Source organism: Streptomyces lunalinharesii, from assembly GCF_039532155.1.
Lineage (GTDB): Bacteria > Actinomycetota > Actinomycetes > Streptomycetales > Streptomycetaceae > Streptomyces > Streptomyces lunalinharesii.
Window position 1 is genome coordinate 1 of the sequence record NZ_BAAARK010000031.1, and the last position, 25757, is coordinate 25757.

A 25757-nucleotide genomic window follows, 5' to 3' on the forward strand; every position below is an offset into this window, starting at 1 on the left:
CGCTGTCGAAGCACCTCCTGACCGGCGAACTGGAACCGCACAAGACCACCCTGCGGCAGGACCCCGACCTCCAACGGCTGCGGATGAACCTGAAACTGGGCTGCCGCGCAACCCACCTGGACCCGGCGGCCCGCACCGTCACACTGGCCGACGGGGACCGGCTGGGCTACGACGGCCTGATCATCGCCACCGGACTGCGCCCCCGCCACCTGCCCTTCGGCCGCGACCTGGCCGGTGTGCACGTGCTGCGCACCCTCGACGAAGCGCTGGCGCTGCGCGCGCAGTTGCCGTCCGGTCCCCGCGTGGTCGTGATCGGCGCCGGATTCCTGGGCACCGAAATCGCCGCCACCACCCGCAGCCTCGGCCTGGACGTCACTCTCGTCGACATCGAAACCACCCCGCTGGCCAGGCAACTCGGCACCCAAGTGGGCAGCCTGGTCGCCGAGTTGCACCACGAACACAGAGTCCGCCTGCGCATGAGCCGCAGCGTCACCGGCCTGCTCGGCACGGCGGGCCGGGTCTGTGCGGTGGAACTCGACGACGGCACCTCGCTCCCCGCCGACCTGGTCGTGGTCGCCATCGGCTCGGTCCCGGCCGTCGACTGGCTGGCCGACTCCGGGCTCCCCCTGGGAGACGGGGTGCTCTGCGACAGCACCTGCCAGGTCGCACCCGGGATCTACGCGGCCGGCGACGTCGCCAACTGGCCACACCCCCTCACCGGCACGCGGACCCGGCTGGAGCAGCGCCTCAACGCCACCCGACAAGCCATCACCGCCGCCCGCAACCTCCTCGCCGGGCCCACGGGAGCCACACCGTACGCGCCGGTCCCGTTCGGGTGGACCGACCAGTTCAACACCAAGATCCAGTTCCACGGTTGGTGCCCCCCGGACGCACGCATCGAATACGTCGACGGTGACCCGCAGGCACGCAAGTTCGTCGCGCTCTACCACGCAGGAGGCCGGATCGTAGGCGCTCTCGGCTGGAACAGCCCACGCACCCTGCACGCGTACCACGACCACATCACCGCACCCGTCACCGCCTGACCCAGCTCAGCGCCAGGTCGACTGACCCAAACTCCTCACGTTCGCCTGCCAGTTCGGGCTTCCGGAATGCGGTGGCGGCGGATGGGCGCCGCGTCGGAGGTCGGCTAGGATCATGCGCCGGATCACCGCAGGCCACCGAAGGTGTCGCCTGCGCTGAGGGAGCCCGGGAGGATCCAGGGGTGGGAATGACGCGCGGTGGCGAGGGCGGTTTCGCGGAGTTCCTGCGGTCTCGCCGGGAGCAGCTGACTCCCGAGGAGGTGGGCCTGCCGTCCCACGGACGACGACGTACGCCCGGTCTGCGCAGGCAAGAGCTCGCGATGCTTGCCGGGTTGAGTGTGGAGTACCTCGAGCGGTTGGAGCAGGGGCGGGACACCAACCCCTCCGTTGCCGTACTGGCCGCGCTGGCCGAGGCGTTGCGGCTCTCCGAGGACGAGAAGGTGCACCTGGCCTGGCTGGCGTTGAAGCGGCATGCGGCGACCCTGCTGCCGGTGCCCGGGCCGGTCGGCGAGGCGCCGCGGGCGTCGGTGCGCGCCCTGCTGGACCAGATCGATCCGACGCCCGCCTGCCTGTTGGGTCCCATCTACAACCTGGTGGCCTGGAACCGCGCCTGGGAGGCGATGAACAGGCCGGTGGGCGCGCTGGACCAGGACCGCCCCAATTTCATCCGGTACCACTTCCTGCATCCCATGGCGCGTCAGATCTTCACCGACAGCGAGTGGGCGAGCGTCGCCGACGACATCGTCGGATGGCTCCGGTCGGTGCAGCCTGATCGGGGTGGCGAGGAAGAATTCCGCGAGCTGGTCGAGGAGTTGGCTGCGGTACCGGAGTTCGCCCGGAGATGGGAGACCCACCCGGTCGCGCTCCGCCGGCCGGAGACCCGGCTGCTGCTGCACCCCGTGACGGGCGCGATGCGCTTCACCATCGAGGTACTGGTCGTCGAAGGAACCGACAACTGGATCCAGCTGAGCGTGCCGCACGACGAGTCGACCAGATCCGCGATGCGGCACCTGTGCGACGTCCACGCCCTGCTGAGATCGAGCGAGACCGCAGACACGACGGACGCTCGCCGCGCAGACCTTGGGGACGGCCACCAGGGAGGGGATCCCGGCTCGGTGTGACCCTCCCGCGGCCATCCAGACGCTCGCCGGTACACCGGCGGCGAGCGTCCGGGACGCGCGCCGAACCGGCCCGCGCGCCGTTGCGGAACTCCACCGCTCAGACGACGACCAGGGCCCGGCGCTCCACAGAGTCGGCGCGTTCGGCCGCCGCCCGGCCGAAGCAGGAACGCCCGGCGGATACCCGCACCCACACCCGCACCCGCAGGGCAGGGCAGGGCCGGGCCTGGTTGGGTCTCCCTGTCAGTACGGGTATCGGCCCGGCGTTCCTCCTCCCGGCCGAGTCGGCGATCGTCGAAGGCGTCCGACAGACGAACCCGGTGAAAGGGACGTGCCATGGAACTCCGACCGATGCGCTCATGGATCCACCACAGCAGGGGCAAGGTCCTGCGGCAGGCGGGCACCACCCGGGACGGGCTGGGCCTGCACGAGGACATGATGACGCGACAGGGATTCGAGGGCCGCGACGCCCACCTGTACCGCCGCAACGAGCCGATCCGCTGGAAGCGGGCCGAGGAAGGCGGGGAACTGCTCGACTTCGACGGCACCGCCGTGGAACCCGGCGACCTGACCGACGCCGGCGGCTTCCCGCAGCGGATCGCGTACAACGAGGACGTGACCGTCTCGGTGAGCCGGCGCAGCGCCGACATGACCTACTCGGTGCGCAACGCCGACGGCGACGAGCTGTACTTCGTCCACCAGGGGACCGGCACCTTCTACACGGAGTTCGGCCCGATCCCGTACGAGCCCGGCGACTACGTCCTGCTGCCGAAGGGGACGACGTACCGGGTGCGGCCCGCCGGCCCGGTGAACTACTTCCTGATCTTCGAGTCGGCCGACGAACTCAGCCTCGCCGACATCGGTCCGCTCGGCCGCCGCGCCCCCTTCGACCCGGCCCTCCTCTACGTCCCGACTCCCGCCCTGGACGAGCTGGGCGACGGCCGCAACGAGGAGGGGGAGTGGCCGGTGCGGATCAAGTCCCTCGGCAGCTACACCTCGGTCTACTACGACTTCGACCCGATCGACGTCGAGGGCTGGAAGGGCGACCTGTTCCCCTTCAAGTTGAACATCCGGGACTACCGCCCGATCATGAGCGACCGCCTCCACGTCATGCCGTCCGCGTACACGGTCTTCATGACCAAGGGCTTCCTGCTGGGCAACCTCCTGCCGCGGCCCTTCGAGACCGCCGAGGACGCGGAGCTGATCCCCCCGTACCACCGGAACATGGAGTACGACGAGTTCACCTTCCACCACGCCGGCACGGCCATGCAGGTGGAGGTCGCCCCGGCCAGCGTCTCCCTGGTCCGTCGGGGTCGGCACCACGGATTCCTGGCCGAACTGCAGAAGAAGCTGCGGACGAACGTCAAGCCCGGCGACCGGATCGACATGCAGATCATCTTCCTGGACGTGGCCAACCCGTTGACCGTCGCACCGGCACTGCAGGCGGCGCAGCGCCGGGGCGAGCACTACTCCGAGGGCACCGTCGCCAAGGAGGGCGAGTAGCGGTGCCACAATCGCAACAGGTCGGCGCCAACGCCGTCGGCCTGATCGACTTCGAGGCGCTGCCGCCCGGCACCGGGACGACGGTCCTGACCGTCGCCGCGGACGACGGCGCCGTCTCCCGCGGATTCCTCTACTCCCGGGGCGGCGAGCGGACGGTGGTCGTGGTCTCGCACCCCCGCGGCGACATGAGCCATCACTACGCCGCGCCGGCCGTGCTGGAGGCCGGCTACGCCTTCTACGCCCACCAGCCCCGGAGCTTCAACAACGACGTCGACATCGAACACGAACGACTGCTGCTCGACCTGGCGGCGGGGCTGCGCCGCCTGAAGGAGGAGCGCGGCTACCAGCGGATCGTGCTGCTCGGCAACAGCGGCGGTGGGTCGCTGCTGGCCTTCTACCAGCAGCAGGCCGGCACCGCCCCGCCCGGACGGCTGACGGACACCGCGTCCGGCGATCCGTTGGACCTCAACGCGGTGGACATGCCCACGGCCGACGGGCTCGTGCTGATCGCCGCCCACCCCGGTCAGGGGACGTTCATGATGACCGCCATCGACCCGTCGGTGGTCGACGAGGACGATCCGCTCGCCGTGGACCCGGAACTGGACATGTACCACCCGGCCAACGGATTCCGCGAGCCCCCGGAGCCGAGCACGTACACGCCGGAGTTCCTCGACCGCTACCGGGCCGCACAGCGGGTAAGGGTGGCCCGGCTGGATGCCCGGGCCCGGGCGCAGATCGCCGAACAGCGGCGCCACCTGCGGAAGATGGCGGCGCCCGGATTCTCCGACCTACCCGTTGAGGAGCGGAACCACCTCACCCGTCGGGCGGTGGTCGGCCAGTACATGATCGTCCACCGGACCGAGGCCGACCCGGCGTACCTGGACGTGAGCCTCCACTCCTGGAAGTCCACCCGGAAGCCGGCCTCGATCCTCGGGCCGCGGCCGGACCGGACGAACTACGCGCCCGGCGGGTTCGGCCGGCTGGTCACCCCGCGGGCGTGGCTGAGCACCTGGTCGGGACTGTCGACCCGGGCCCGGCTCATCGACTCCGTGCGGTCGGTGCACGACCCGCTCCTGATGATCAGCCTGACCTCGGACAACCTCTGCTTCCCGGATGACACCCAGGCCCAGTTCGACGCAAGTGCGGCCGAGGACAAGACCATTCGCTTCGTGGACGCCGAGCACTTCGCCACGCCGCTCCCGAAGCGGGCGGAGGCCCTGCGGATGGTCGTCGAATGGCTCGTTCCGCGCTTCCCGGCAGCGCGGAACCAGTGATCGCCCGCCGCCGGCGGCCCGGCGGGCAGACCCTGCCGCGCCGCCGGGCCAACCGGGCGCTCCGAGGCGCAGGGTTCCCGTGGTTCCTGCGCTTCCCGCGGTTCCCGTGGTTCAGGAGCCGTGCCTCGACGATGAGGAGGATGGTGTGAAGCATTTCGTCGTGACGCTCGCCTTCACCGGCGAGCCGGACCCCGGGGTGGGCGAGGCCCAACAGGCGTTCCTTGCCGCGCTCGTCGAGCAGGGCGTGCTGGTGATGTCGGGGCCGTTCGGCGACGGCCGGGGCGGCATGGCCGTACTGCGGTGCGAGTCTGCCGAAGAGGCGCGGGAGCTGTATCGCAACAGCCCGGTCGTCCGCTCCGGCGGTGCCACGGCCGAGGTCCGTGAATGGCACGTCCTGCTGGACGGCACTGCGCGACAGCAGGAATGATGAGCAGCACGTTCGCCGAGCAACTCGTCGAGGTCCCCAACGCGGTGGATCTGGCCGGGAGGGGCGGAGCACACCGAGGGCGCGCCGGCGCGACTCGGCCGGGCTCGTCGCTTGCCCGTTCCGGCCTGCGGTCCGTGCGTCGGCACCGCCTTCCGGTCCTGGGGGAGGGGCGGAGTGTGAGGGCCCGGTCCTCGCAGGCCGAATCCTCGCCTTCGACCACACCCGCTCCATCCTGTGGCACCCACCGCCGTGGAGACCCGCCACAGCGCGGCGGCACTACACCACCGTGCACTGTGCCGGGCGGGGCGATCGTCGGCATGGGGCCTCATGCCTGGCCGGGTTGTCGTGGTGACGCCACCGGGTCGATGCCGAGCGCGTCGAAGCGGAGGGCGAGGTCGTCGACCCACTGTGGGGGTGTTCGATGGTCCGGCAGGGCGATGCCGGCTTCGCTGCGCCACAGCACGTCGTTGAGGGCGTTGCGCAGATGCCAGGCCATCACGCGCTCAGGAGAGAGGCGCCGTCCGGTGATCTGCGCGTAGTGCCGCATGACGGCGGTCAGCAGCTCCACGCCCGGGCCCGTCCCCGGACCGGGAAGGGCACGCAGGTCGTATTCCGGCTCGGCGGTGCCGACGGTCTCGAAGTCCACCACCAGCCGAAGTTCGTCGTGGTCCCAAACCTGGTTGTCGCCGTGCAGGTCACCGTGGACCAGCACGGTCGGGCCGGGGGAGGCCAACGCGGCGTCGGCCCACTCGCACCAGCGCACGACGGTACGGCGCTGCTCCGGCCGAACCCATCGCGCCAACGGCTCGCACAAGGCCATGGCGATGGGCGGCGGGAGTTGGGCACCGGTGAACTCGCCGACAGCAGCCTGGGCGCGCTCGCCGGCCGACGGGTGGTGCAGGGCCGCCAAGAACCGTGCCAGCTGCCTGCCGGCGCAGTCCCGGTCCATTGCATCGACGACCTGGAACAGGGACGCCCCGGGCACGAGCCGGGTCACCAGCAATACAGGATCGGTGCTGCTCGCGACGACGTCAGGCAGGAAGGGAAGCGCCGGCGCGCGCGAGAGCGCAGCCAGGACGCCGATCTCCCGCGCCAGACGGAGCGCGGCAGGCCGCGACCATGCGAACTTCACGGCATACCGATCACCGACGATCACACTGGACTTGTGCCACAGCGGATCACCGGGCGCCGCTACGGGGACCGTCACCCGATATCCGTTCAGCTCCGGCGCCACGGCGCGCAGCGCCTCACCGAGTGCCTCGGCCGAACACTCAGCCAGCCATCTCATCTCGGGTACCCCGCCACGCCACGAGCGTAGGACTTCCTGACGGGGGCGCCAAGCGACTTCATGCGCCCGAACCCGGGCGTGAGCCCTGGCCCAGCTACCGGCCGGCGCGCCTCTGTGTCCGGTGTCCGACGCCGCCTTCGCCGGTAATCGATCAGGGCCACTCCGCGATCACCGGTCACCGCTCACCCCTCACCCCGGTTGTCGTGACCGATCCGCCTTCCGACGCGGTGGCGCCAGCCGGCTTCGCTGAGCTGTACGTCAGGGTCTACCTCAACGCCGGCTCCAGTGAGGCGGCCGCGGAGGAGGTCGCCGATGGTTCCCCCGCGAGGACGATGACGACCGCACACGACCGGCTGGCCACGCATGCCAGCTCCCTCATCAGGCCCCAGGGAATCGACCGTCTAGGCTGGCGCGGTGACTGATGAGCAGGAGTGGGTGCAGCCGTCGGGAGTGTGGGCCACGGCGGTGGGGGTGGCCAGGGTGCGGGCGCTGGAAACCGAGCGGGAGGACGCGCTGTTCCGCGACCCACTGGCACAGGCCTTCGCCGCTGCCGGCGGCCTGTGGCCCTCCCCGCCGCCGCGGCCCGATGACGAGGCCGCGCGACGCCGCCGGCTGGCCGTGTCGTTCTCCATCGTCATCCGGACGAAGTTCCTCGACGACCTGTTGCAGGAGGCATCCGCGTCCGGGGTCCGGCAGGTCGTACTGCTCGGCGCCGGCATGGACAGCCGGGCCTTCCGGATGGACTGGCCCGAGGGCACCCGGCTGTTCGAGGTCGACACCGCCGCCCCACTGGACTTCAAGGCTTCGGTGCTGCGCCAGGAGCGGGCCGTCGCACGCTGCGAGCGGATCACCGTCGCGGTGGATCTGCGTGACGACTGGCCGGGCGCGCTGGCCGCCGCGGGGCACGACCCGGCGGCGCCGACCGTGTGGATCGCCGAAGGACTGCTGATCTATCTGCCCGAGGACGCGGTGGAACTGCTGCTGGCCCGGATCAGCGCGCAGTCGGCGCCAGGCAGCCGGATGGGGCTGACGTTGGGTTCGCGCGGCGCGATCGAGCGCTTCGGCGCGGACGCCGCGCCGGGATCGGCGGCGTCCATGTGGGTCTCGGAGATGCCCGACGACCCGGTGGACTGGCTGGCCGGGCACGGTTGGGAGGCCGACAGCCACACCCTGCGCGAGCGCGCCGCCGCCTACGGCCGCCCGATCAACACCCCGCCGCAGCGCGAGGAGCGACCCGGCGGACTGATCTCGGCGGTCCGCCGGTAGGGCGCCTTCAGGTGCCCTGGATGATCGGTTCCAAGGGGGCCGGTCGGCTGGGCGCTGTCCGATACCCGCCAACCCACCCGGATCACGTCGACGGAGACCGGGCGTACAACTCTCGCCGCAACTGCCGCTGCCTGCGCAGACGCCGACCTCAACGCCTTCCGCCACACAACCCTGCGCCATGGACAACGGGGACGGTCTGACGACTGACCCATTGGACACGGCCTGGCCCGCGGTCCGTAGCCCGCAGCGGCCGAGCCCCTCGGACGGTGCCCGACCGGAAGGTGGGACGCGGGGGTCTGAAGGGCGGAGCCGATGTGAGTGCGGCGCCGAGTAGGCGTCAACGAGGCGCCCTCGGCGCGGGATTGCGCCGAGGGCGAGCCGTGTGACTAGAGCTGGGTGGTGCCGCCGTCGACGTACAGTTCCGCGCCGGTGGTGAAGGAGCTCTGGTCCCCGGCCAGGTAGAGGGCGGTGGCGGCGACCTCGTCGGGACGGCCGTCCCGGCCGAGTGGGGTCGGTGCGGCGGGCTCGGCGGCCTGGTCGTCTTGCGGGAGCGCGGCCCGCAGTTCGTCGGCACCGGGGGTGGTGACGGGACCGGGGGTGAGGGCGTTGACTCGGATGCCGCGGCCGGCGAGTTCGGCGGCCCAGGTGCGGGCGAGGCTGCGGATCGCGGCCTTGGTGGCGGCGTAGATGCCCAGGCCCGGGACACCGCGCAGGGCCGCGCTGGAGGAGAGCACGATCACCGAGGCGCCGGCCGACAACAGCGGAAGTGCCTTTTGGACAGTGAAGACCGTGCCCTTGAGGTTGATGGAGGTGGTGCGGTCGTACTCCTCCTCGGTGATCGTGCCGAGCGGACCGAAGTCGCCGACGCCGGCGTTGGCGACGATGATGTCGAGTTGACCGCTGCGCTCGGTGATCTCGGCGAAGAGCCGGTCGAGGTCGTCGAGTTGTGAAACGTCGCTCCGGATGCCGATCGCGCGGCCGCCGACCTGTTCGACGGCGTTGTCCAGTTCGGCCTTGCGGCGGCCGGTGAGGTAGACGGTGGCTCCCTCGGCAGCGAACCGGCGGGCGATGGCCAGGCCGATGCCGGTGGAGGCCCCGGTTACGAGGGCGGTCTTGTTGTCCAGCTGTCCCATGACGTTCTCCGAATGGTTGACGTAACTATTGTGGTTACATTAAGGAGCGCAAAAGGCGCCCTGCTGTCGCGGTCCGATGGGGACCGCAGTCGAAGCTAGGGGGCTTGCTGTAGTAGTTCGCGCAGTACGTCCTCCAGAGTTGTTCTTGCCAGCTCTGCGCGAAGGGCGGTCTCGACCCCGTCGTAGGCGACGCCCAGCACCGGTGCGATGCCGTGGCCCACGACGCGCTCGGGGTCGGGGGTGGCGGGGTGCAGGGCGAAGATCGGCCCCGGCTCCACTGCCTCGTAGACATCGAGCAGGGTGATCGTCGGCAAGTCCCGCGACAGCGCCCAGCCGGCGCCGGCGCCTCTTCGCGAGTCGACCAGGCCGGCCTTGCGCAGCTGGGCCAGCAGGCGCCGGACCACTACGGGGTTGGTGTTGACGCTCGTCGCGATCTGCTCGGAGGTGGCGACCTCGTGGCCGCGGCGCTGATACAGCCCGATCCAGGTCAGGGCGTGCGCAGCGACGGTCACCCGGCTGTTGGCTCCCATTCCGTCCATCACCTCCGATCGTGTTGTAACCATAACAGTTATGACTGTCGCGCGGCGAGTGCCTGAACTGACTCCCAGAGCGAAGGCCCCGACTGGAGGCCCCGAGCGGAGGCCCCGGTCGAGGGTGAGCGCGGCAGACCTCGGCGGTCTTCGTCACCGCCGGTCGGTCGTGCCGCTCCGGTCGCCTGCGGTGCGGTCGGCAGCGAGCGAGGCCAGGCGGCGGGCGTCGGGGCTTGCCGGCTCGGCGGTGCCGACCAGGAGGCACTGGCCGGGAGCGTTCTGGACCTCGAACGTCTGGTAGGCGAGTGTCAGCCGTCCGGCCCGCGGGTGGTGGAAGGACTTGGTCTTGCTGCCCAGGCGGCTGACGTCCTGACGGCTCCAGAGCACCGCGAACTCCTCGCTCCGCGCGAGCAGTCCGTCGACCAGGGCGCGCATGCGCGGGCCGTTGCGCTCGTGGCCCTGGGCCAGCCGCAGCGTGGCGACGGTGTCCCGGGCCACGGTGTGTGCCAGTCGGCGAACAGTTCGCGGGCCGCGGGGTCCAAGAACAGGGACCTGACCATGCTCCGCGAGTCCGTGAGCGGGGAGAGCAGGGCGTCGGCGAGCGCGTTCGAGGCGAGGACGTCCAGGCGCCGGTTCACGACGTAGGCCACCGCCGTGGGGAAGGCGTCCATCAGCTGTAGCAGTTCCGCCGCGACCCGTTCCTCGCCGGGGGAGGGGGCGTGGTGTCCCGGCACGAGCCCGGCCAGGCGATAGGTGTGCCAGCAGGCGTCGGCCTCCAGTCGCGGGGCCCGCGCGAGGGTGTCGACGACCTGACCGGAGGAAGGCGGTCCTGATCACCGGGGCCAGCAGCGGCATCGGCGAGGCCACCGCCCGAACGCTCGCCGCCGCCGGCCACCACGTGGTTCTCGGGGCACGGCGCACCGACCGCCTCGCCGCCCTCGCCGAGGACATCGAGGCCCGGGGAGGCAGCGCCTTCCCGCTCGGACTGGACGTGACCGACCCGGCCGGTGTCCGGTCCTTCGTCGCAGCCGCCCGCGACCGCTACGGGCGCATCGACGTCCTGGTCAACAACGCCGTCGTCATGCCGTTGTCGCGCCTGGATGCGCTCAGGGTCGACGAGTGGAACCACATGATCGACGTGAACCTGCGCGGGGTCCTGCACGGCATCGCCGCCGTCCTGCCGATCATGCGGCACCAGCGCCGCGGGCACATCGTGAACATCTCCTCGGTCTCGGGACTGAGGGTCGATCCGACCGCGGCCGTCTACAGCGCCACCAAGCACGCCGTACGCGCCCTGTCCGAGGGCCTGCGCCAGGAGAGCCGGGAATTGCGGGTCACCGTGGTCAGTCCGGGCCTGACCCGAAGCGAGCTGACCGGGTCCATCGGCGACAGCGGGGTCAGGGACGCGGTGCGGGAGCAGATGGGCATCGCGATCCCCGCCACCGCGATCGGCGAAGCGGTCCGCTACGCCATCGACCAGCCCGCCGACGTGGACGTCAACGAACTCGTCGTCCGACCTACGGCCCAAGGATGAGAACACGCACCCGCGTCACGGAACGGCAGCACCGATGGTGAGCGAACAGCAGGTACGCGACTGGGTCGAAGGCTACGTGCGAGCCTGGGCCACCAACAGCAGGAAGGACATCGCCGCTCTCTTCACCCCGCACGCCGAATATCACGAATGGCCTTACGAGACCGACTGGGTCGGCCGCGAGGAGATCGTCGACGGCTGGCTCGATCGCGCACCATGGCAGGAGGGCGGTTGGGTATTCGCGTGGTCCGTCCTCACCGTCAACGGCGACACCGCCGCGATCGAGGGCACCGGCCGCTACGAAGAACTGGGCACCTGCGCCAACCTCTGGACGGTGACGTTCGACGAGAACGCCACCTGCACCATGTTCCGCATGTGGAACAACCAGGTCTGAACCACCACCAACGGCCGCCACGGGAATCCAACGGACCGGCATCGAGGGCGCGCCATCGGCGACGGCGCGGGGCACCCCGCGGCCCCGCGCGCCGTACGTCAGGCGCCGTTCGCGAGCGCGTCCCTCCAGCGCCGGTTGGTCTCCTCGGCGACTCGCACCAGGTCGGTATACGGCTCGTCCCACGGGTCCTTGAGCCCGAAGCCGCGGTGCGGGTTCTCCAACCAGCTGCACCAGTGCCAGCCCAGACACCACGGTCGGGCTGCGAACGTGTCGGCGATCATCCGGTAGCCCTCGCCGCGCTCGGCCTGGTCGCGCGCCGACCCGGCCCGCGACGGGCTCATGACCGTCGGACACCAATTGCCGGTATCCGCCACGAGGATCGGCAACCCCGTGCGCCTGTGCCACCCGTCGAACCGGTCGGCGACGGCGTCGATCGCCGCCTGGTCGACGGCCGGGAAGCTCTGCAGGCTCAGCACGTCCACGTGGGCCGCGGCCGCGTCCAGCACCGGTTCCGGGATCCCCGCCCGCGTCCCGTAGCGGTCGCCGAGGACCAGGTGGTTCGGGTCGTGGCGGCGGATGGCCTGGGCCGCGACCCGGTAGTAGGCCTCCGCGATCTCCCCGAGCTCGCTCCGTGGGTAGCCCGCGCCGGTCGGGTGCCGCGCCCACGCCGGCGCGTCGACGAGGAAGTAGCCGATCAGGTTCGGATCCTGTGGTCGGCACCGGGTCCGGGCCAGGTGGTCGCACCACTGCGCGAACGCCTCGGACCGAGGGTCGCGGTAGGCCGGGTGACCGTTCCAGTGCTCGATCTCGGCCACTCGCAGGGACAACGTGTAGGGCAGCCCGGCCCCGGCCGCCTCGTTGTCGGGCAGGCCCTCCGAGTGACCGAGGTCGACCACGTCGTGCGTGGCCGACAGCCCGCTGCCGCTGACGTACTCCGCGCTCCACCCCAGCGTGTTGAACCCCCACGCCGAAAGCTCCGGTACCAGGCCCTCACGCAACCAACGCCGGCGCGAGGACCCGTAACGCTCGGCGAACAGGCCGACGTTGTGCGGGTACCGCAGATTCGTGTCGTCCGCGTGGACGATGCCGATGGACAGGAACGGATCTCCCTCAGGCGTCATGAACCGCCATCGGGCCGAAGCGTCCAGTGCGAAGTATCCGTGCGCGGCCATGTCCGCCCCTCTCCCGATCGCCGTGTTCGCGGGCCCCGGCAGTACGCGGGCCGCGGCGGGCCGGCGTACGGTCCGGCACTCCGGGCGCCGCCCGGCCTCAGCACCCGCAGCGCACCCACGAACCCACAGTCGTAAGCATAATCATTACGACTGTGATCGACGGGCTCCGCTCGCAACACTCGGTGTCGCTTCCGGAGGGAGGCGAGAGCCGCGCCCGAGTGCTTCGGCTGCCGGCCCGGGCTTCAGTCGCCCATCGCCCTCTTGGCGCGTATCTGGGGTCACCCCAGGGGCGGGCGGGGTGTGTCGGCGCGCCGCGAGGCGGTGAGCGACTCGAAGGCGAGCGGCTCGAAGGCAAGCGACCGTCGCCGATGACCTCGGGCCGGTGCGCTCGTTAAGCACTACAGGCCACTGGGGGAGACGGGGCCTGGCCAGTCGTTGGAGCTGGGGGCGTCTTCCCGTCTGGTGGCGGTGGACAACGAGATGTGAGGTGGGGAAAGGTGACTGCTTGTTCCACGTGCGGCAAGCCGGCTGCAAGGGTGGCGTCCTGTTGCACCGGCATGACTCCGGCTTGCCCTGCCTGCGACAAAGTCATGGTGCTGAACCAGGCATCACCACATGTAGCGGCCGGCACGTGGTGGGTGTGCGCCTCGGGCTGCCAGACCGCGTACCGACGGAACCCAGGCGAGGCCGTGATGCCGGCCGACCATCCACTGAAACTGAGGGGGCTTGCATGAGCGACAGGCACAAGGGCAATGAGGAAGACGAGGAGCCGGAGAACATCACCAAGCCAGGCAGCGGCACCCACCGAAGCGACGACGACTGACATCAACCAGCGTCACTGGAAGGCGAGTTGGCTTACGGTGACGCACAGCCGTGGCTCGCCGCAAGGCTTTCGCGGCCGGCCGTCCGGCCGTCCGGCCGGATGCCGCTCGCCGGCTTCCGCCGCCCCGCCTTCGCACCCCGGAAGACTGCCTGGGGGGAGTTGTGGAGGCAGGGTTGCCGTCATGACTTGAACCTCACGCGGTGTGAGGATGCATGGTGGCTCCATGACCAATTCTGCAACCTGGAAAGTAGGCCGGCTGGCGGAGGCCAGCGGGCTGACCGTGCGCACGCTGCACCACTGGGACACCATCGGCCTGCTCAGCCCCTCACAGCGCACCACGGGAGGACACAGGGAGTACACCGAGGACGACCTCGCTCGCCTCTATCAGGTACTGGCGCTGCGAAGTCTGGGGCTGGCGCTGGACACCATCGCCGTCTGTCTCGATGCGGGTGTCGACCCGACACGGCTGGTCCGGGACCACTTGGCGAGCGTGGAGGCGTCCATCGTCGCGCTCGGCGTCCTGCGCGAGCGGCTCGTGCGACTCGGTGAGGAACTGTCGACCGACCAGGCTCCGACGGCCACGGCTCTGCTCGACGCGCTGCGGGCGATCGGCGGCACCGGCCCGGAGGGCGAGCACACGCTGCGCCGCCACCTGGATGCCGCCGAGATGCAGGTCCTACAGACTCGTGCCGCCGCCCTGGGACCCGCGATGCATTACCTGCTCGAAGTCGAGTGGCCCGAGCTGTACCGGAGAGCCGAACGACTCCGTGCGGCTGGAACTCCTGCCACGGATCAGAAGGTTCGGCAGCTGGTGGCCCGCATGGATGAGCTGGGCGCGTTGTTCACCGGCCACGATGCCGGCATCTCCGCCGGAGTGAGGGCTGCTTGGCACGACGAACCGGCCGCCATGTCGGGAGACCCCGACGCTCCAGCCGACGACTGGCGAGAGCTGGCCGAGTACCTGGACCGCGCTCGCCACAGGCCCACCTGACCTGCCCCTGCTGTGTTCACCCCGTCACTTCCATGTGCTCAAGGAGTCTGGTCATGAATCGCCGAACCCGTTTGCGCATCGCCCTGACCTCAACGGTCCCCACGCTCCTCGTCCTCCCCGTCATCTGCCTCTTGGCTGCGGTCGGCGCGGTGTCGTGGAACCTTCTCCTGGCTTTGCCAGTGGCGCTCGTGGTTCACGCCGCCATCAACTTCTCCTGCCTGGACCAGAAGCCGCCGAAGGCCCGCTCCGGCCGGCCGAACTCCCTCTGATCGACCTTGGGCTTCGGCAGCACCCGGCCCCCTCGTCGTGCACAGCACGACCAGAGTCCTGAAGCAAGCACCGAGGTGTTCGCGAAACTCGCCTACGAAACCAGACCTCCCGGCCGGGAACGCGGGGTCAGTGACCGCGGCAAGGCCGGGAGGATCAGTCGTCGGAATCCGACCTGGCTTCGCATCCGGAGGAGGCGTTGGTGCTGGTCGACGGCCGTCTACGACACGGGTGCGGGGCAGGCAGGGTTCGAGTGTGCTTGCACGACCCAGTGTTACCGGCCAGTACGAGTGCCAGAAAACCCCAGGTGGCACCATGCAAGACCTCCTCGGCTCGAACTCCTCCCCCCTCCGCGACAGCCGCCCACCGCGACGCCCACCAGGTCCGCCCCTCGGCGTGCCGGCCGCGTTCGGTGGGTCCGGCATAGCGCGCGGCTCTGGCGCTCGCTCTCGCCGTAGCGGACGCCGGCGCCAGTGCGGGACGGGCCGAGCGCACCGCGTGCCGCTCGCCTGGTCAGCCGATCCAGGGGACGAGGCGCAGTGCGCCGGGCCGGTGGGCGGCCAGTCGTAGGAAGGTGAGGGTGAAGCGGATGATGCGCTCCTTGAAGTGGGCCGCCGGACGTCCGGTCAGTACGGCTTCGCGCGGGCTGTCGTCGGCCCGTACTTTCTGCACGAGGCCGTCCTTCCGCCCCAGGCTGACGCACTGGATGAGGAACGAGAAGGCCAGCGGGCGCGGCGCGGTGCCCCGTGTTTCGGCGGCGATGGCGGCCGCGGCGTGGGCTCCGGTGGGAAGGGCGGCGGCGCAGGCCATCCGCAGGGCGCCGGCGCGGCGGGCGCGGGCCGCGGCCGCGTCGCCCGCGGCGTAGATGTCGAGGTGGCTGACCGACCGTAGCGCGGCGTCCACCCGGATGCGGCCGGTGGCCGGGTCGGTGTCCAATCCGGCGTCCCGGGCGAGGCCGCCGGTGGCGGTCATCGCGGCCGTCCACAGGACCGCGTCCGCGTCCACGGCGTCCGCCCCGGCGACCCGGTGGCCCTCTACGACCGTCACCCGCAGGCGGTCCAGGGCGGTACGGACATGGGCCCGGCCGCGGTCGGACAGACCGGGGCCGAGCGTTGCGCCGGTGAGCAACCGGACCTTCCAGCCGGGGTGCGCCTCGGCGATCTCGGCGGCCATCTCGATACCGGTGAGGCCGCCGCCGACTACTGCCAGCGTGCCGGGCCGCCGGCACAGCCGCGCGTGGAGCGCGTCTGCGGTCTCGGCGGTGTAGAGGCGTTCGCCGGGCTCTCCTCCCGGGGTGGTGTGGCTGCCGAGGGCGTAGACGAGGCGGTCGTAGCGCAGGGTGCGGCCGGTGTCGGTGTGAACGGCGCGGGCATCGGGGTCGAGGGTGGTGGCGCGGGCGGCCAGGTGCTCGATGCCGGTGCCGTGCAGCAGCCGGGCACGGGAGTGGGTCACATCGGGGCGGCCGGCGGCGAGTTCGTGCATCCGGACGCGTTCGGTGAAGCGATCGCTGGGATCGACAAGGGTGACCCGCGCGTACGGGGCGAGGCGGAGCGCGGCCATCATGCCTGCATAGCCGCCGCCGAGGACCACGACCTGCAGCGCGGGTCGTGTATGCGGGACGATCTTCACTGTGTACTCCTGGGACGAGACGTTCCGGGGCGCCGTCCTCCGGCGGGCGGCGCTGCCTGGCCTACGCATAGGGGACGGTGGGGGGCGGCGAGATGTGACATCGCGGTGCGCTCTGTCGCCGTCGTGCCCGGGCACGCCCCGTCGACGCCCCGACAGCCGTGGAGGTTCACCAGGAGCCTCCGCCTCCTCCGCCCTCCCCTCCGCCGACGGAGTAGCTGCTGTCGGTGCCGGGACCGGAACTGGGGCCGGGGGCGGAGCCGGCTGAGTCACTGGGGGCCGGTTGCCTGGTGCTGGAGGAGACGGCGTTGAGGATCGCGAGGGCCATGAGCGGGCTGAACAGTGACGCCCGTGGGGCCCGTTGACTGGTCGGGGCGGGTGGGGGAGTCGTCGATGCGGACACCGCGCGACTCCAACGGTCGGCTACGCCGAGCGCCACCGCCCACGCGGTGTAGTGGTCCAGGGTGCCCGCGTCGGCCGCCGCCTCCACGTTCTGTGCCCCGGCGCCGGTCAGATGGCGGCGGAAGCTCTCGATCCGGAGCCACAGGGCCGTGCCCTGGGCAGTGAGCACAGGCACTTCGTCCCGGTGGGCGAACAGCCCCGCCCCCGCTCCCGCGACGGCAGTGGCAGTGGCAGCGGCAGCGGCGAGGTGGAGCAGTACTGGCCAGCTGGTGGTCGAGCGGCCTGCGGCAACTCCGGCGATGACCAGGGCGACCAGGGCCACCAGGAAACCGACGGTGCCGGTCCGCCCGATGCGCTTTCTGCGTGGTGGGCTCTGTTGTCCCACACACTGCCGCTGTCGTGTCGCCACCGGGCCAGTTGGTCGCCGATTCTGCTCCAGGCCTTGGCGAAGCGCCTGTCGTAGCGGCCGCCGAGCACCAGCGCGTCACGGCCGGCGAATGCCTGGTCCAGCACCTCCCGGACGGCGCGGTCGGAGCGCGGGACCTGCTCCCGGGAAGGTCGCGTCAAGACAGCTGGCGATTCGCTGTCGTCCACGACCAGGTAGCCGTCGTTCGCGGCGCTCAGCAGCCAGGCGGCCCGGTGTCGGTTCCGGATCTCGCCGGCGAGCAGGACGCCGCCCTGCGCTGGAGTCAGTTCGTCAGGCGGGGAGGAGGTCTCAGTGGCGAGGGAAGGGAGCCGGGTGACGTCGATGCGACGCACCGCGCCCGCCGGTCCCGCAACGGTGCCTGGTTGCGCGTCGGCGCCGATCACCTCGCGAGTGGCCAGGCGTACCAGCCATCCTGCCAGCAGGGCGGCGGCGAGGAAGACGCCGGCCGTGAGCAGTCCCACGCGCAGCGCATCGGGCCGGTGGACGGTGGGGAGCGGCCCGGCGGGCTGTGCTGGGGGCGGTGGAGTGGTGGCGAGTCGGCCTGCGGACGTGGCGTAGAGGGTCGCGCCATGGCCGGCCGCGAGGCCGTCGATGGTGAGCGTGAGGTGACCCGGCTGAAGTTGGCTGACGGGGCAGGGGCCTTGGGAGCCGCGTGCGCCGGCGGCGCAGCGGATGCCGTCGAAGGTGAAGGGGCCGGTCGCGTGGATCTCGACGCGGTCGAGCGGGACCTGCCACCCGGTGCCGACCGCGTTCCACGCGAGCCTCCCGGCAGGGGCGATGTCGTTCAGTTGGTACTGGATGCGGTAGCGGTGCAGGCCGGTGACGGTGTGGTCGGCGTCGCCGATACGGATGCGGGACGCGCCGCTGTCCTCCTCGCTGGGCTCGACGACGGACGGGATCCGCTTCCCGCCCGTCGTGACGCTCACCTCCGCCTCGGCGGCGAGGTCCGGGACGTCGCGGAAGATGCCGTGCCGCCGCGCGTTCCCGAAGTCGTAGTCGATCACCTCGGTGACATGGGTGCGGCCGTCGGCGGCGATCGCTGCCGCAGTCCACAACCGGGCCACGTGTTCCGAACTCGCGGCGGCCGCGCTCGCCGCCGTGCCACCTCCGCCGCCGTACTACCTCTGCGTTCGTCCATGCCGCCCCCGTTCCCCCCCCCGACCGAATCAACCCGAAATGCTGCCCATGCCGTGCTCCGTGCGTGTGGCGGTCAGTCTGCGTTGGTGCCGCGCCTGTTCCAAGAGGACGGGCTGCTGTCGCCCCCCCCGGCGCACCGTGGTCGGCATACCGCACCTGGCCGGAGCGCTGACGGCGGGGCGCAGCAAGGTCGTTGCCGCCCACGAGACGCTACGCAGGAGGGACAGGAAGGGCGGGGGAGGGGCAAGTCACCCGCCGTCGTGGTGGACGTCGGCGTCAGGACGCTTCGCGTCCCATCTGGCACGGGATTCCATGACTGTATCGCGGTGCTCTGCGCCCCAGTCGGCAAGCATCTTGAGTACGAAGGTCAGGCTGTGGCCGGTGTCGGTCAGCTCGTACTCGACCTGGGCGGGGACGGTCGGGTAGACGGTTCGGTCGACCAAGGCGTCGCGTTCCAGGCGGCGCAGGGTCAGGGTGAGCATGCGCTGGGAAATGCCGGGCACGGCCCGCTGGAGCTGCCGGAAACGCCGTACGCCTTGGGCGAGTTCGACGATCACCAGGACCGACCACCGGTCGCCGATGCGCTGCACCACTTCCCGGATGTCGCACACCAACTCCTCGTCACCGGCGGGCAGTACGGGTGCGGTGGTTACTGCGGTGTGCCTGACCGACATGGAAGTGCCTCCTTGTTGGCAGGGCGCTCGGGCCGCACCATCGCCGTGACGCATCGAACCATAGGGGGCACGGCATGATCCTCGTCACTGGGGCAGCAGGCAGTCTGGGCGGCCTGGTGCTGCAACGGATCTCCCGGCGCGCAGACGTCGTGGCCGCGAGTCGCACACCGGAGCTGGTCCAGGCCGAGGTGCCCGTCCGCCGGATCGACTTCGACGATCCGAGCACCCTCGCGAAGGGCTTCGCAGGCGCTCACGTCGTGCTGCTGGTCTCGGCCGGCTACGGCGAGGACGACGAGGTCATAGCCCGTCACCAGGCCGCGATCGAGGCCGCGGAGCGGGCGGGGGTGGGCCACATCGTCTACACGAGCCTGACCGGCAGCGGAGATCACCTCGCCACTGCGCTCGCGCACCGTTGGACGGAGCGCCGGCTGATGGCCGGTCGTGCGTACTGGACCGTTCTGCGCAACGGCCTCTACGCAGAATTGAGCATTCCGGATGCCCGGCACGCGGCGGCCACGGGACGGCTGACCGGCCCTCAGGGCGCGGGCAAGCTGGCGTCGGTGGCCCGGGAGGACCTCGCGGCAGCCGCAGCCGTCACCCTGGATCGCCCCGCCGTCCACCGGAACAAGATCTACGAACTCGTCGGGGACACCGCTCTCGGCGGAGCTGACATCGCCCGCGCGGTAGCAGCGGCAACCGGACAGCAGATCGCCTACGAGCCCATCGCACTATCCGAACTGCGCTCGGAGCTGCGCACATCAGGTGTGCCCGACTGGCAGATTCCGATGGTCGTCTCCGCATACGCCAACATCGCGGCCGGCTTCCTGAACAGCACCGAAAGTCACCTGACCGAGCTTCTCGGCCGTGCACCCCGACCTGCCCTGGACGTGATCACCGCTGCCCTCGGCTCGTACGAAGCCGGCCGACACGGCCACGACTGATGCGCCTTGCGGACGGACCTCGGCACGCTTCCACACGGCCCGTCCCGGCGGTCATTGGCCTGTCCGAGGTCCCGGGGTCTGTCGCGGCGGCGTCCAGCGGCGTGGTGGTGGGTAGAAGTAGCGGGCGATCGTCGTGCTCGTCCAGCCGATGCAGAAGCCGCCGAACACGGGCAGCAGGTGCTGGGCTGCCGCCCCGCCGTGCAGCGCGCCGGTCAGAGTGAAGACCAACGCCCAGGCGAGAGCGAGGCCGGCGCTGTAGGCCCAGTAGTTGCGGTAGCGGCGCATGGTTGCATTCCTTCGGCCGGGCCCGCGCGGTCGCGAGCCGCTGTTCGAATGCCTCCCCACCGCACGCTCACGCACACCCCTGCTGCCCTGCCGCGGCGCTTGGTGATGGAGAGGCTGTTGCGCTGCTGGTCGAGTCAGAACTGTCTGCGGCCGGTGCTGGCCGCAGAGGGTCCGGCGCGCGGCTGGCGATCCACTTCGAGACTGCCGCGGCCGCGGATGCGGGCCGGCCAGGCGCTGGGAGCGCCTGGCCGGACGCAACACGGGGGCATGGTTCCGCCGGGGTGGTGCGCACCGTGTCGCGGGCCTCCACGCCGCTGGCCGGTGCTGTCCAGATCCGGCCATCCGGCTCCGCCAGGTCCGCTAGCCGCGCACCGTGCCCCACGGGCTTGTCGCGCACGGTGCCCCACGAGGTCTATTCGGCCCAGGCGTGCTCCAGCAAGGTGCGGAAGGTGGCGGGCTCGCGACCGATCAATTCGGCCAGGGTCGGGTCGACGGTGGCGAATTCACCATTGCGTGCCGCCGCGAAGATGCTCAGCATCAGGTCGGCGATCGGGGCGGGGGCGCCGTGCGCGAGGGCCTGCTCGCGGAAGGCGTCGCCGGGGACGACGGTGCGGGTGAAGGGCCGCCCGGTGGCCTGGGCCGCTATCTCGGCGACGGCGTCGAAGTCGAGCGCTGCCGGGCCGGTGAGCGGCGGGGTGGGCCCCTCGAAGCGGCCCTCGTCGGTGAGGATCGCCGCGGTGGCCTCGGCGAGTTCGTCGTGGCCGGTCCAGGCGACGGGGCCGTCGGCGGGGAGGGCGATGTCGCCGGTGTGGCGGGCGGACTCCAGGAACTGCAGGGCGCTGGCGGTGTAGAAGCCGTTGCGCAGCGCAGTCCAGGGCAGACCGGTGGCGCGCAGCAGGTCCTCCGTCTGGGCGTGGTCACGGCATGCCTGGAAGCGGGAGTCGTGGGCGGCACCCGTCTGGCTGGTGTACAGGATGCGGCCGACTCCGGCCTGCACGGCGGCGTCGATCGCGGTGCGGTGGCCGGTGACGCACTCCTCGCCCGTGCGGTCGAGGGAGACGAGCAGCAACTGCTCGGCGCCCTTGAAGGCGTGGACGAGTGAGGCGGGGTCGTCGAAGCTGCCCTGACGGACGCGGACGCCGCGGTCGGCGAGGTCCTGGGCCTTGCGGGGGTCGCGGACGCTGACGCCCACGCGGTCGGCGGGCAGGCGCTCCAGGAGGCGCTCGACGGTGCGGCGGCCGAGGTTTCCGGTGGCTCCGGTCACGATGATCACGGGGTTCTCCAGACAGTGTTTCCGGTGGAATCATTTCAACGATAACACCGAAACTAACGATGGAAGCGAGCATCCGATATCATCGATACATGCCTCTCCGTGACACCACCGACAGCCCCCGCCGGCGCATCATCGAGGCGGCCATCGAACTGCTGGAGAGCGGCGGTCCCCACGCGGTGAGCACCCGCGCGGTCGCCGCCGCGGCCGGCATGCAACCGCCGGCCATCTACCGCCACTTCGGCGACAAGGACGGGCTGCTGGAAGCGGTCGCCGAGCACGGCTATGCGCAATTCCTGGAGAGCAAGCGCGCGCAGCTCGACCCCGCGCCGGAGGATCCGGTGGAGGAACTGCGCCGCGGCTGGGACATGGTGGTGGAGTTCGGGGTCTCGCGCCCCGAACTGTTCGCCGTGATGAACAGGGCCACCGGCTCGGCGTCGGACGCGGCACACCGCGCGGGTCTGGAGATCCTCCGCGGCCGGGTGCGCCGGCTGGCGGCCGCGGGATGGCTGCGGGTCGACGAGGAACTGGCCGCCCAGATCATCCAGGCCACCGGCCAAGGCGGGGTCACCACCTGGCACGCCACCCCAGCAGAACGCCGCAATCCGGAGCTCCTGAATGTCCTTCGCGAGTCCATGGTCGCCGCCGTAACCCGCGCCGAACCGACGCTGCCCGCCGCGGAGTCCGGCCCGGCCCCAGCGGCCCGCGCGCTGCGCGCAGCCCTCCCCGACAATCCCGACCTCCTGAGCGACGCCGAGCAGTGCCTGCTGCGCGAGTGGCTCACCCGCCTGGCGGCGGACGACGGCACGCCGCAGACCTGATCCACCGTTGGTGGGCTCCGGAGCGGCCACGCCCGGTGAGCACGGCACGCCGCTCCAGGACGAGCTTGTCGCGGCGAACCTGGTGTTGGAAACCCACCCGTCCAGCTTCGTGACCACTGGCCGTCAAGGTGGTCTCGCGACGACTGGCGCGCGACGACCAGAATGCCGTCGCGCGGCGCCCGACGGTGAGGCTGCGAACGAAGGTCACGAAGGGGCCGGTTCCCGAGCGGCGGCCTTGGTGATCGTCGTCAAGTTGGTCGAGTCCGCCCGGAGCCGGTGGCGAGCCGTGAACGCACCCCATCTCGTTGCCCTCGTCCGGGCCGGAGCCCGCTTCGGACGTGGCCCCTTGGTCGAACGCACCCGGACCTTCGCGGCATAAGGTCTGGTGCACCATGACCGACTACAACATCTACGGCACCAGCAGCCACACTGCCAGCGAGCTCGTTCGCCTCGCCGGCAGCAGCCTCGGGCTGTTCTTCACCGAGCGCGACAGCTACTACCCGACGGTGAGATCGAGATACAGCCCAACCCGATTCCCGGTGATGACGGTGAAGACGACCTCTACGTCACCGAGCATCCGACGGTTCAGGTGCTGCTGACGACCACTCCAGCCCCCAACCCCGCCCTGCGGGCACAGCTGGTCGCCATCGAAGGGCTTGTCCACCTGGCACATGAGTCATGGTGAACGGCTACTGGTCCACAGCTTTCAACAGTTGCTCAGCGGCCGGCCCTGAGGGGAAAAACGTGTCTGTCGGCCGTGCTCTGCTGCTTCGCCGTCGCCGGCCGTCGCCGGGCCCGTACGCCGGCCCGCCCGTGGACCCGCTTGCCCGCGCGGCCTGACGAGTATCCACCCCGCCCCGCCCCGCCCCTTGCCTCCGTACGCGCCACGGGTGTGCATCAGGCCCCTGCCGTGGCGCGTGCCGTGGACCCGGACTCACCCGCCGATCCGCCCGCCGATCCGGCCGTCGATCTGGCCCGGCAACGCCAAGCCGGCAGCGTGGATGGGCCCGACCTGCGGCCCACCCACACCCACACCCACACCCACGGTCAGCGGTTCAGCGCCGCACGCCGGCCGGCCCTGCGGCCGAAGAAGCTGCCGTCACCGAGCGACGCGCCGCTCGCGTACCCCCAGGCGGCGATGCCCGCCGTCGCCCGGCCCGCCGCGAACAGTCCGGGGATCGGCTCGCCGTCCACATGCAGCACTTCGGCATCCGGGCCGGTGGTCAGTCCGCCGAGGGCGAAGCCCGACGTCATGCCCCGCAGGTCCACGGCGCCCAGCGGGCCGCGCAGGGGCCGCAGCCAGCGGGCGGCCTTGTGCAGAAGAGAGTCGCGGCCCTCCGCGGCGTGCCGGTTGTACACCTCCAGCGTCGCCTCCAGGGCGCCGGGCGGCAGCCCCATCTCGGCGGCCAGTTCGGCCGCTGTCTCGCACACCCACGACGGTCGCAGCTGCAGCATCTCCGGCGCGGGGGAGACCCGGTGGGCCTCCTCGAACCCCTCCTCGTCGAGGACGAGGAACGTCTGGTTGGCCTGTTGGAACAGGGCGGCCTGACCGATCCGTCCTGGATAGGTGTCCTCATTGATGAACCGCTGCCCCCGACCGTTGACCATGATCCCGCGGATCAGGTACTGCGGGTCCATATGCAGGGCGACCTCGCAGGCGTCCATGTGCGCGATCCCCGCGCCCAACGCCTGGGCCAGCCGCACGGCGAGGCCGTCGTGCTCCTCGACTGCCGAGCCAGGTCGGTCCAGGAGCAGCGGGGCGTGGGCCGCCAGCATCTCCTCGTTGTAGGTGAAGCTGCCGGTCGCGAGCACGACGCCGCGCCGCGCCCGTACGGTGACCCGCTCCCCGTAGCTGCGGGCGACCACGCCGCACACCGTGCCGTCCCGCTCGGTCACCAACCCCTCGATCCGCATGCCGTAATGGGCCTTGACGCCGAGTCGCTCGGCGGTCTCCACCAGCGGCTTCATGAGCATGTAGCCGCCGCCGCGCTCGCCGGTGCGCTTGTTCTCCATCTGCGGCAGGTGGCCGCGCGGCGCCGGCCGGACGAGTTCGGCGAACGGGTGGGCGTTCTCGCCGCCGGAGTACATCAGGCCCTCGTCGCCGGCCGGTTCCCAGGCGGGCTCGCCGTAGAAGACGGGCTTGAAGGGCACGCCGCACTCGACCAGCCAGTCGAAGTGCGCGACGCTGCCCTCGCTGTACGCGGAGATCTTCGCGGCGTCGGCCCCCGGCCCCATCGCTGCCATGAGGAACGTGGCCATTTCCTCCGGCGAGTCGTCGAACCCGCAGGCGCGCTGGAGCGCGGTGCCTCCGCCGAGGTAGATGAAGCCGCCTGCCAGGGCCGCGGCTCCGCCCCAGCCGCCGGCCCGTTCCAGTACCAGGACGTCGGCGCCGGCCCGTGCGGCCTCCACGGCGGCCGCGGCGCCGGCCACTCCGTACCCGGCGATCACCACGTCCGCCGTGTGGTCCCAGGTGCCGATGTCCGCTGCTGCGTACGGTTTCATGTCGTCGTCCCCTCGCCTCGCGGAATGAGGGCAGGAGCGTAGGGGGCCGAAGCGATCGGCACATGGCCCAGCTCCCAGTGACCGGGAAAGCGCCCGCGGGCGAGCCCGGATCGTGAGGCCGCGGCCCCGCCCGGCAGCTTCCTCCCGCTCAGCGTGAGCAGCGCATGCCGCTCCGGAACGGCTGCGGAGTGCTGACGGTGGCCCCTCCCCGCCTGGCCGTGCTCTGGCAGGGCAAGGCGTCGCGGCGACCTTGCCGGTTCCGCCGCTACGGTGCCCCAGCCCCAGCCCCAGCCCCAGCCCCAGCCCCAGCCCCGTCACCGTCACCGGCTCCGGAGAGGGTGCCGCCGAAGCGCCGCGACCGATCGACGTTCGAGCACTTCCTGCGATGCCGAACCATCGACAGAAAAGCGTGATCGCGCTTGCTCGGCACCAGAGTGCGGCAGGCGCGATCACGTAGGCGGTAGGGCTATTCGGGCTGGACCTGTTCGGCCTGCATGCCCTTCTGTCCCCGCGCAGCGACGAAGGACACCCTCTGGCCCTCCTTGAGGGACTTGAATCCGTCCGCCTCGATGGCCCGGAAGTGAACGAATAGGTCGTCACCTCCACCATCAGGGGTGATGAACCCGTACCCCTTCTCGTCGTTGAAGAACTTCACCGTGCCGCTCTGCCGATCTGCCACGTTTCTGCCGCTCTCTTCGAGGTTGATGATCAACTGGCTCACAGCATCTTTGCCCCTCTGGCCCAGCTGCAACACGCCCCGCCGGTGGCCGGGTCACCACTGACGGAAATGGTGCTGTGGCGCATTGCCGACGCACTCGGCATCCCGCCCAGGCGCTCGGCCTGCCCCTCAGCCAGTCGGCCAGCCAGCCGTTCGGCACGGACACGCGATCGGGCCTGCCACCGCCTCCCCGCCTC

Annotated in this window: 26 protein-coding genes and 3 pseudogenes; 15 read left to right on the top strand and 14 right to left on the bottom strand. The window is 71.0% G+C overall.

Annotated elements, in window-relative coordinates; translation table 11 throughout:
- The 5 genes from ABD385_RS31900 to ABD385_RS31920 form a co-directional block, all read left to right on the top strand.
- Nucleotides 1-1043 (top strand): NAD(P)/FAD-dependent oxidoreductase (locus ABD385_RS31900; protein WP_344582572.1); only part of this gene is annotated, 1043 nt, incomplete at its 5' end.
- A 185-nt stretch (nucleotides 1044-1228) separates the two neighbouring features.
- Entirely contained in the window at nucleotides 1229-2161 is a 933-nt protein-coding gene (locus ABD385_RS31905) for a helix-turn-helix domain-containing protein (RefSeq protein WP_344582574.1), read from the top strand.
- 333 nt (nucleotides 2162-2494) lie between these two features.
- Complete coding sequence (locus ABD385_RS31910; protein WP_344582576.1) at nucleotides 2495-3661, top strand: homogentisate 1,2-dioxygenase; 1167 nt, start codon at nucleotides 2495-2497, stop codon at nucleotides 3659-3661.
- 2 nt (nucleotides 3662-3663) lie between these two features.
- Nucleotides 3664-4935 (top strand): alpha/beta fold hydrolase, encoded by a 1272-nt coding sequence (locus ABD385_RS31915; protein ID WP_344582577.1) that lies wholly within the window; start codon nucleotides 3664-3666, stop codon nucleotides 4933-4935.
- 145 nt (nucleotides 4936-5080) lie between these two features.
- Nucleotides 5081-5362, top strand: a complete 282-nt coding sequence (locus ABD385_RS31920) for a YciI family protein (protein ID WP_344582578.1) — start codon at nucleotides 5081-5083, stop codon at nucleotides 5360-5362.
- A gap of 325 nt (nucleotides 5363-5687) precedes the next feature.
- Here the strand turns inward: ABD385_RS31920 and ABD385_RS31925 are convergent, their stop codons facing one another.
- A complete protein-coding gene (locus ABD385_RS31925; protein WP_344582579.1) occupies nucleotides 5688-6650 on the bottom strand; it encodes an aminoglycoside phosphotransferase family protein in 963 nt (320 codons plus the stop codon).
- Nucleotides 6651-6853: 203 nt separating this feature from the next.
- Here ABD385_RS31925 and ABD385_RS31930 point away from each other — a divergent pair, with 203 nt between their 5' ends.
- Together ABD385_RS31930 and ABD385_RS31935 are read left to right on the top strand one after the other, a co-directional pair.
- The gene (locus ABD385_RS31930; protein ID WP_344582580.1) at nucleotides 6854-7072 is read left to right on the top strand and encodes a hypothetical protein; all 219 of its coding nucleotides are present in this window, start codon (nucleotides 6854-6856) and stop codon (nucleotides 7070-7072) included.
- Nucleotides 7073-7100: 28 nt separating this feature from the next.
- The gene (locus ABD385_RS31935; protein WP_344582683.1) at nucleotides 7101-7916 is read left to right on the top strand and encodes a class I SAM-dependent methyltransferase; all 816 of its coding nucleotides are present in this window, start codon (nucleotides 7101-7103) and stop codon (nucleotides 7914-7916) included.
- A gap of 386 nt (nucleotides 7917-8302) precedes the next feature.
- Here the strand turns inward: ABD385_RS31935 and ABD385_RS31940 are convergent, their stop codons facing one another.
- The 4 genes and pseudogenes from ABD385_RS31940 to ABD385_RS31955 all read right to left on the bottom strand — a co-directional run.
- On the bottom strand, nucleotides 8303-9049 hold the full coding sequence (locus tag ABD385_RS31940; RefSeq protein WP_344582582.1) for an SDR family NAD(P)-dependent oxidoreductase: 747 nt from the start codon (nucleotides 9047-9049) through the stop codon (nucleotides 8303-8305).
- Nucleotides 9050-9144: 95 nt separating this feature from the next.
- Complete coding sequence (locus ABD385_RS31945; protein WP_344582685.1) at nucleotides 9145-9579, bottom strand: Rrf2 family transcriptional regulator; 435 nt, start codon at nucleotides 9577-9579, stop codon at nucleotides 9145-9147.
- Between the two features lie 153 nt (nucleotides 9580-9732).
- Nucleotides 9733-10077: an MmyB family transcriptional regulator gene (locus tag ABD385_RS31950; RefSeq protein ID WP_344582584.1), complete on the bottom strand. Its 345-nt coding sequence runs from the start codon at nucleotides 10075-10077 to the stop codon at nucleotides 9733-9735.
- 65 nt (nucleotides 10078-10142) lie between these two features.
- Nucleotides 10143-10250 (bottom strand): annotated as a pseudogene (locus tag ABD385_RS31955) (MmyB family transcriptional regulator); the annotation flags it as partial.
- A gap of 158 nt (nucleotides 10251-10408) precedes the next feature.
- On the opposite strand from ABD385_RS31955, the gene ABD385_RS31960 reads away from it, so the two are divergent.
- Both ABD385_RS31960 and ABD385_RS31965 read left to right on the top strand, forming a co-directional pair.
- Nucleotides 10409-11113, top strand: a complete 705-nt coding sequence (locus ABD385_RS31960) for an SDR family oxidoreductase (protein WP_344582687.1) — start codon at nucleotides 10409-10411, stop codon at nucleotides 11111-11113.
- Between the two features lie 34 nt (nucleotides 11114-11147).
- Entirely contained in the window at nucleotides 11148-11504 is a 357-nt protein-coding gene (locus ABD385_RS31965; protein ID WP_344582586.1) for a nuclear transport factor 2 family protein, read from the top strand.
- A 98-nt stretch (nucleotides 11505-11602) separates the two neighbouring features.
- Here the strand turns inward: ABD385_RS31965 and ABD385_RS31970 are convergent, their stop codons facing one another.
- Nucleotides 11603-12676 (bottom strand): glycoside hydrolase 5 family protein, encoded by a 1074-nt coding sequence (locus ABD385_RS31970; protein ID WP_344582588.1) that lies wholly within the window; start codon nucleotides 12674-12676, stop codon nucleotides 11603-11605.
- Between the two features lie 1046 nt (nucleotides 12677-13722).
- Between ABD385_RS31970 and ABD385_RS31975 the strand changes: the two genes are divergently transcribed.
- Together ABD385_RS31975 and ABD385_RS31980 are read left to right on the top strand one after the other, a co-directional pair.
- A complete protein-coding gene (locus ABD385_RS31975; protein WP_344582590.1) occupies nucleotides 13723-14490 on the top strand; it encodes a MerR family transcriptional regulator in 768 nt (255 codons plus the stop codon).
- Between the two features lie 53 nt (nucleotides 14491-14543).
- Nucleotides 14544-14759 carry a hypothetical protein gene (locus ABD385_RS31980; protein WP_344582592.1) on the top strand — a complete coding sequence of 72 codons (216 nt, stop codon included), beginning with the start codon at nucleotides 14544-14546 and terminating at the stop codon, nucleotides 14757-14759.
- Nucleotides 14760-15270: 511 nt separating this feature from the next.
- Here ABD385_RS31980 and ABD385_RS31985 read toward each other — a convergent pair.
- From ABD385_RS31985 to ABD385_RS32000, 4 genes and pseudogenes are all read right to left on the bottom strand, one after another.
- Entirely contained in the window at nucleotides 15271-16386 is a 1116-nt protein-coding gene (locus ABD385_RS31985; RefSeq protein WP_344582593.1) for an NAD(P)/FAD-dependent oxidoreductase, read from the bottom strand.
- 166 nt (nucleotides 16387-16552) lie between these two features.
- Nucleotides 16553-17194: a DUF2207 family protein gene (locus ABD385_RS31990; protein WP_344582595.1), complete on the bottom strand. Its 642-nt coding sequence runs from the start codon at nucleotides 17192-17194 to the stop codon at nucleotides 16553-16555.
- A gap of 581 nt (nucleotides 17195-17775) precedes the next feature.
- A pseudogene (locus ABD385_RS31995) lies at nucleotides 17776-18276 on the bottom strand (DUF2207 domain-containing protein); the annotation flags it as partial.
- 321 nt (nucleotides 18277-18597) lie between these two features.
- On the bottom strand, nucleotides 18598-19023 hold the full coding sequence (locus ABD385_RS32000) for a winged helix-turn-helix transcriptional regulator (protein WP_344582597.1): 426 nt from the start codon (nucleotides 19021-19023) through the stop codon (nucleotides 18598-18600).
- 74 nt (nucleotides 19024-19097) lie between these two features.
- Between ABD385_RS32000 and ABD385_RS32005 the strand changes: the two genes are divergently transcribed.
- Complete coding sequence (locus tag ABD385_RS32005; RefSeq protein WP_344582598.1) at nucleotides 19098-19964, top strand: NAD(P)H-binding protein; 867 nt, start codon at nucleotides 19098-19100, stop codon at nucleotides 19962-19964.
- Between the two features lie 51 nt (nucleotides 19965-20015).
- On the opposite strand, the gene ABD385_RS32010 is transcribed toward ABD385_RS32005, so the two are convergent.
- Both ABD385_RS32010 and ABD385_RS32015 read right to left on the bottom strand, forming a co-directional pair.
- Entirely contained in the window at nucleotides 20016-20249 is a 234-nt protein-coding gene (locus tag ABD385_RS32010; RefSeq protein ID WP_344582599.1) for a hypothetical protein, read from the bottom strand.
- A gap of 412 nt (nucleotides 20250-20661) precedes the next feature.
- Nucleotides 20662-21522, bottom strand: a complete 861-nt coding sequence (locus ABD385_RS32015) for an SDR family oxidoreductase (RefSeq protein ID WP_344582601.1) — start codon at nucleotides 21520-21522, stop codon at nucleotides 20662-20664.
- Nucleotides 21523-21611: 89 nt separating this feature from the next.
- Here ABD385_RS32015 and ABD385_RS32020 point away from each other — a divergent pair, with 89 nt between their 5' ends.
- The 3 genes and pseudogenes from ABD385_RS32020 to ABD385_RS32030 all read left to right on the top strand — a co-directional run bounded on the left by ABD385_RS32020 (nucleotide 21612) and on the right by ABD385_RS32030 (nucleotide 22939).
- The gene (locus ABD385_RS32020; RefSeq protein WP_344582603.1) at nucleotides 21612-22340 is read left to right on the top strand and encodes a TetR/AcrR family transcriptional regulator; all 729 of its coding nucleotides are present in this window, start codon (nucleotides 21612-21614) and stop codon (nucleotides 22338-22340) included.
- 182 nt (nucleotides 22341-22522) lie between these two features.
- Nucleotides 22523-22719: pseudogene (locus ABD385_RS32025) on the top strand (IS256 family transposase); the annotation flags it as partial.
- A 13-nt stretch (nucleotides 22720-22732) separates the two neighbouring features.
- On the top strand, nucleotides 22733-22939 hold the full coding sequence (locus ABD385_RS32030) for a hypothetical protein (RefSeq protein WP_344582605.1): 207 nt from the start codon (nucleotides 22733-22735) through the stop codon (nucleotides 22937-22939).
- 448 nt (nucleotides 22940-23387) lie between these two features.
- On the opposite strand, the gene ABD385_RS32035 is transcribed toward ABD385_RS32030, so the two are convergent.
- Both ABD385_RS32035 and ABD385_RS32040 read right to left on the bottom strand, forming a co-directional pair.
- On the bottom strand, nucleotides 23388-24842 hold the full coding sequence (locus ABD385_RS32035; protein WP_344582606.1) for an FAD-dependent oxidoreductase: 1455 nt from the start codon (nucleotides 24840-24842) through the stop codon (nucleotides 23388-23390).
- Nucleotides 24843-25308: 466 nt separating this feature from the next.
- Complete coding sequence (locus ABD385_RS32040; RefSeq protein ID WP_344582688.1) at nucleotides 25309-25521, bottom strand: cold-shock protein; 213 nt, start codon at nucleotides 25519-25521, stop codon at nucleotides 25309-25311.
- Between the last annotated feature and the right edge of the window lie 236 nt (nucleotides 25522-25757).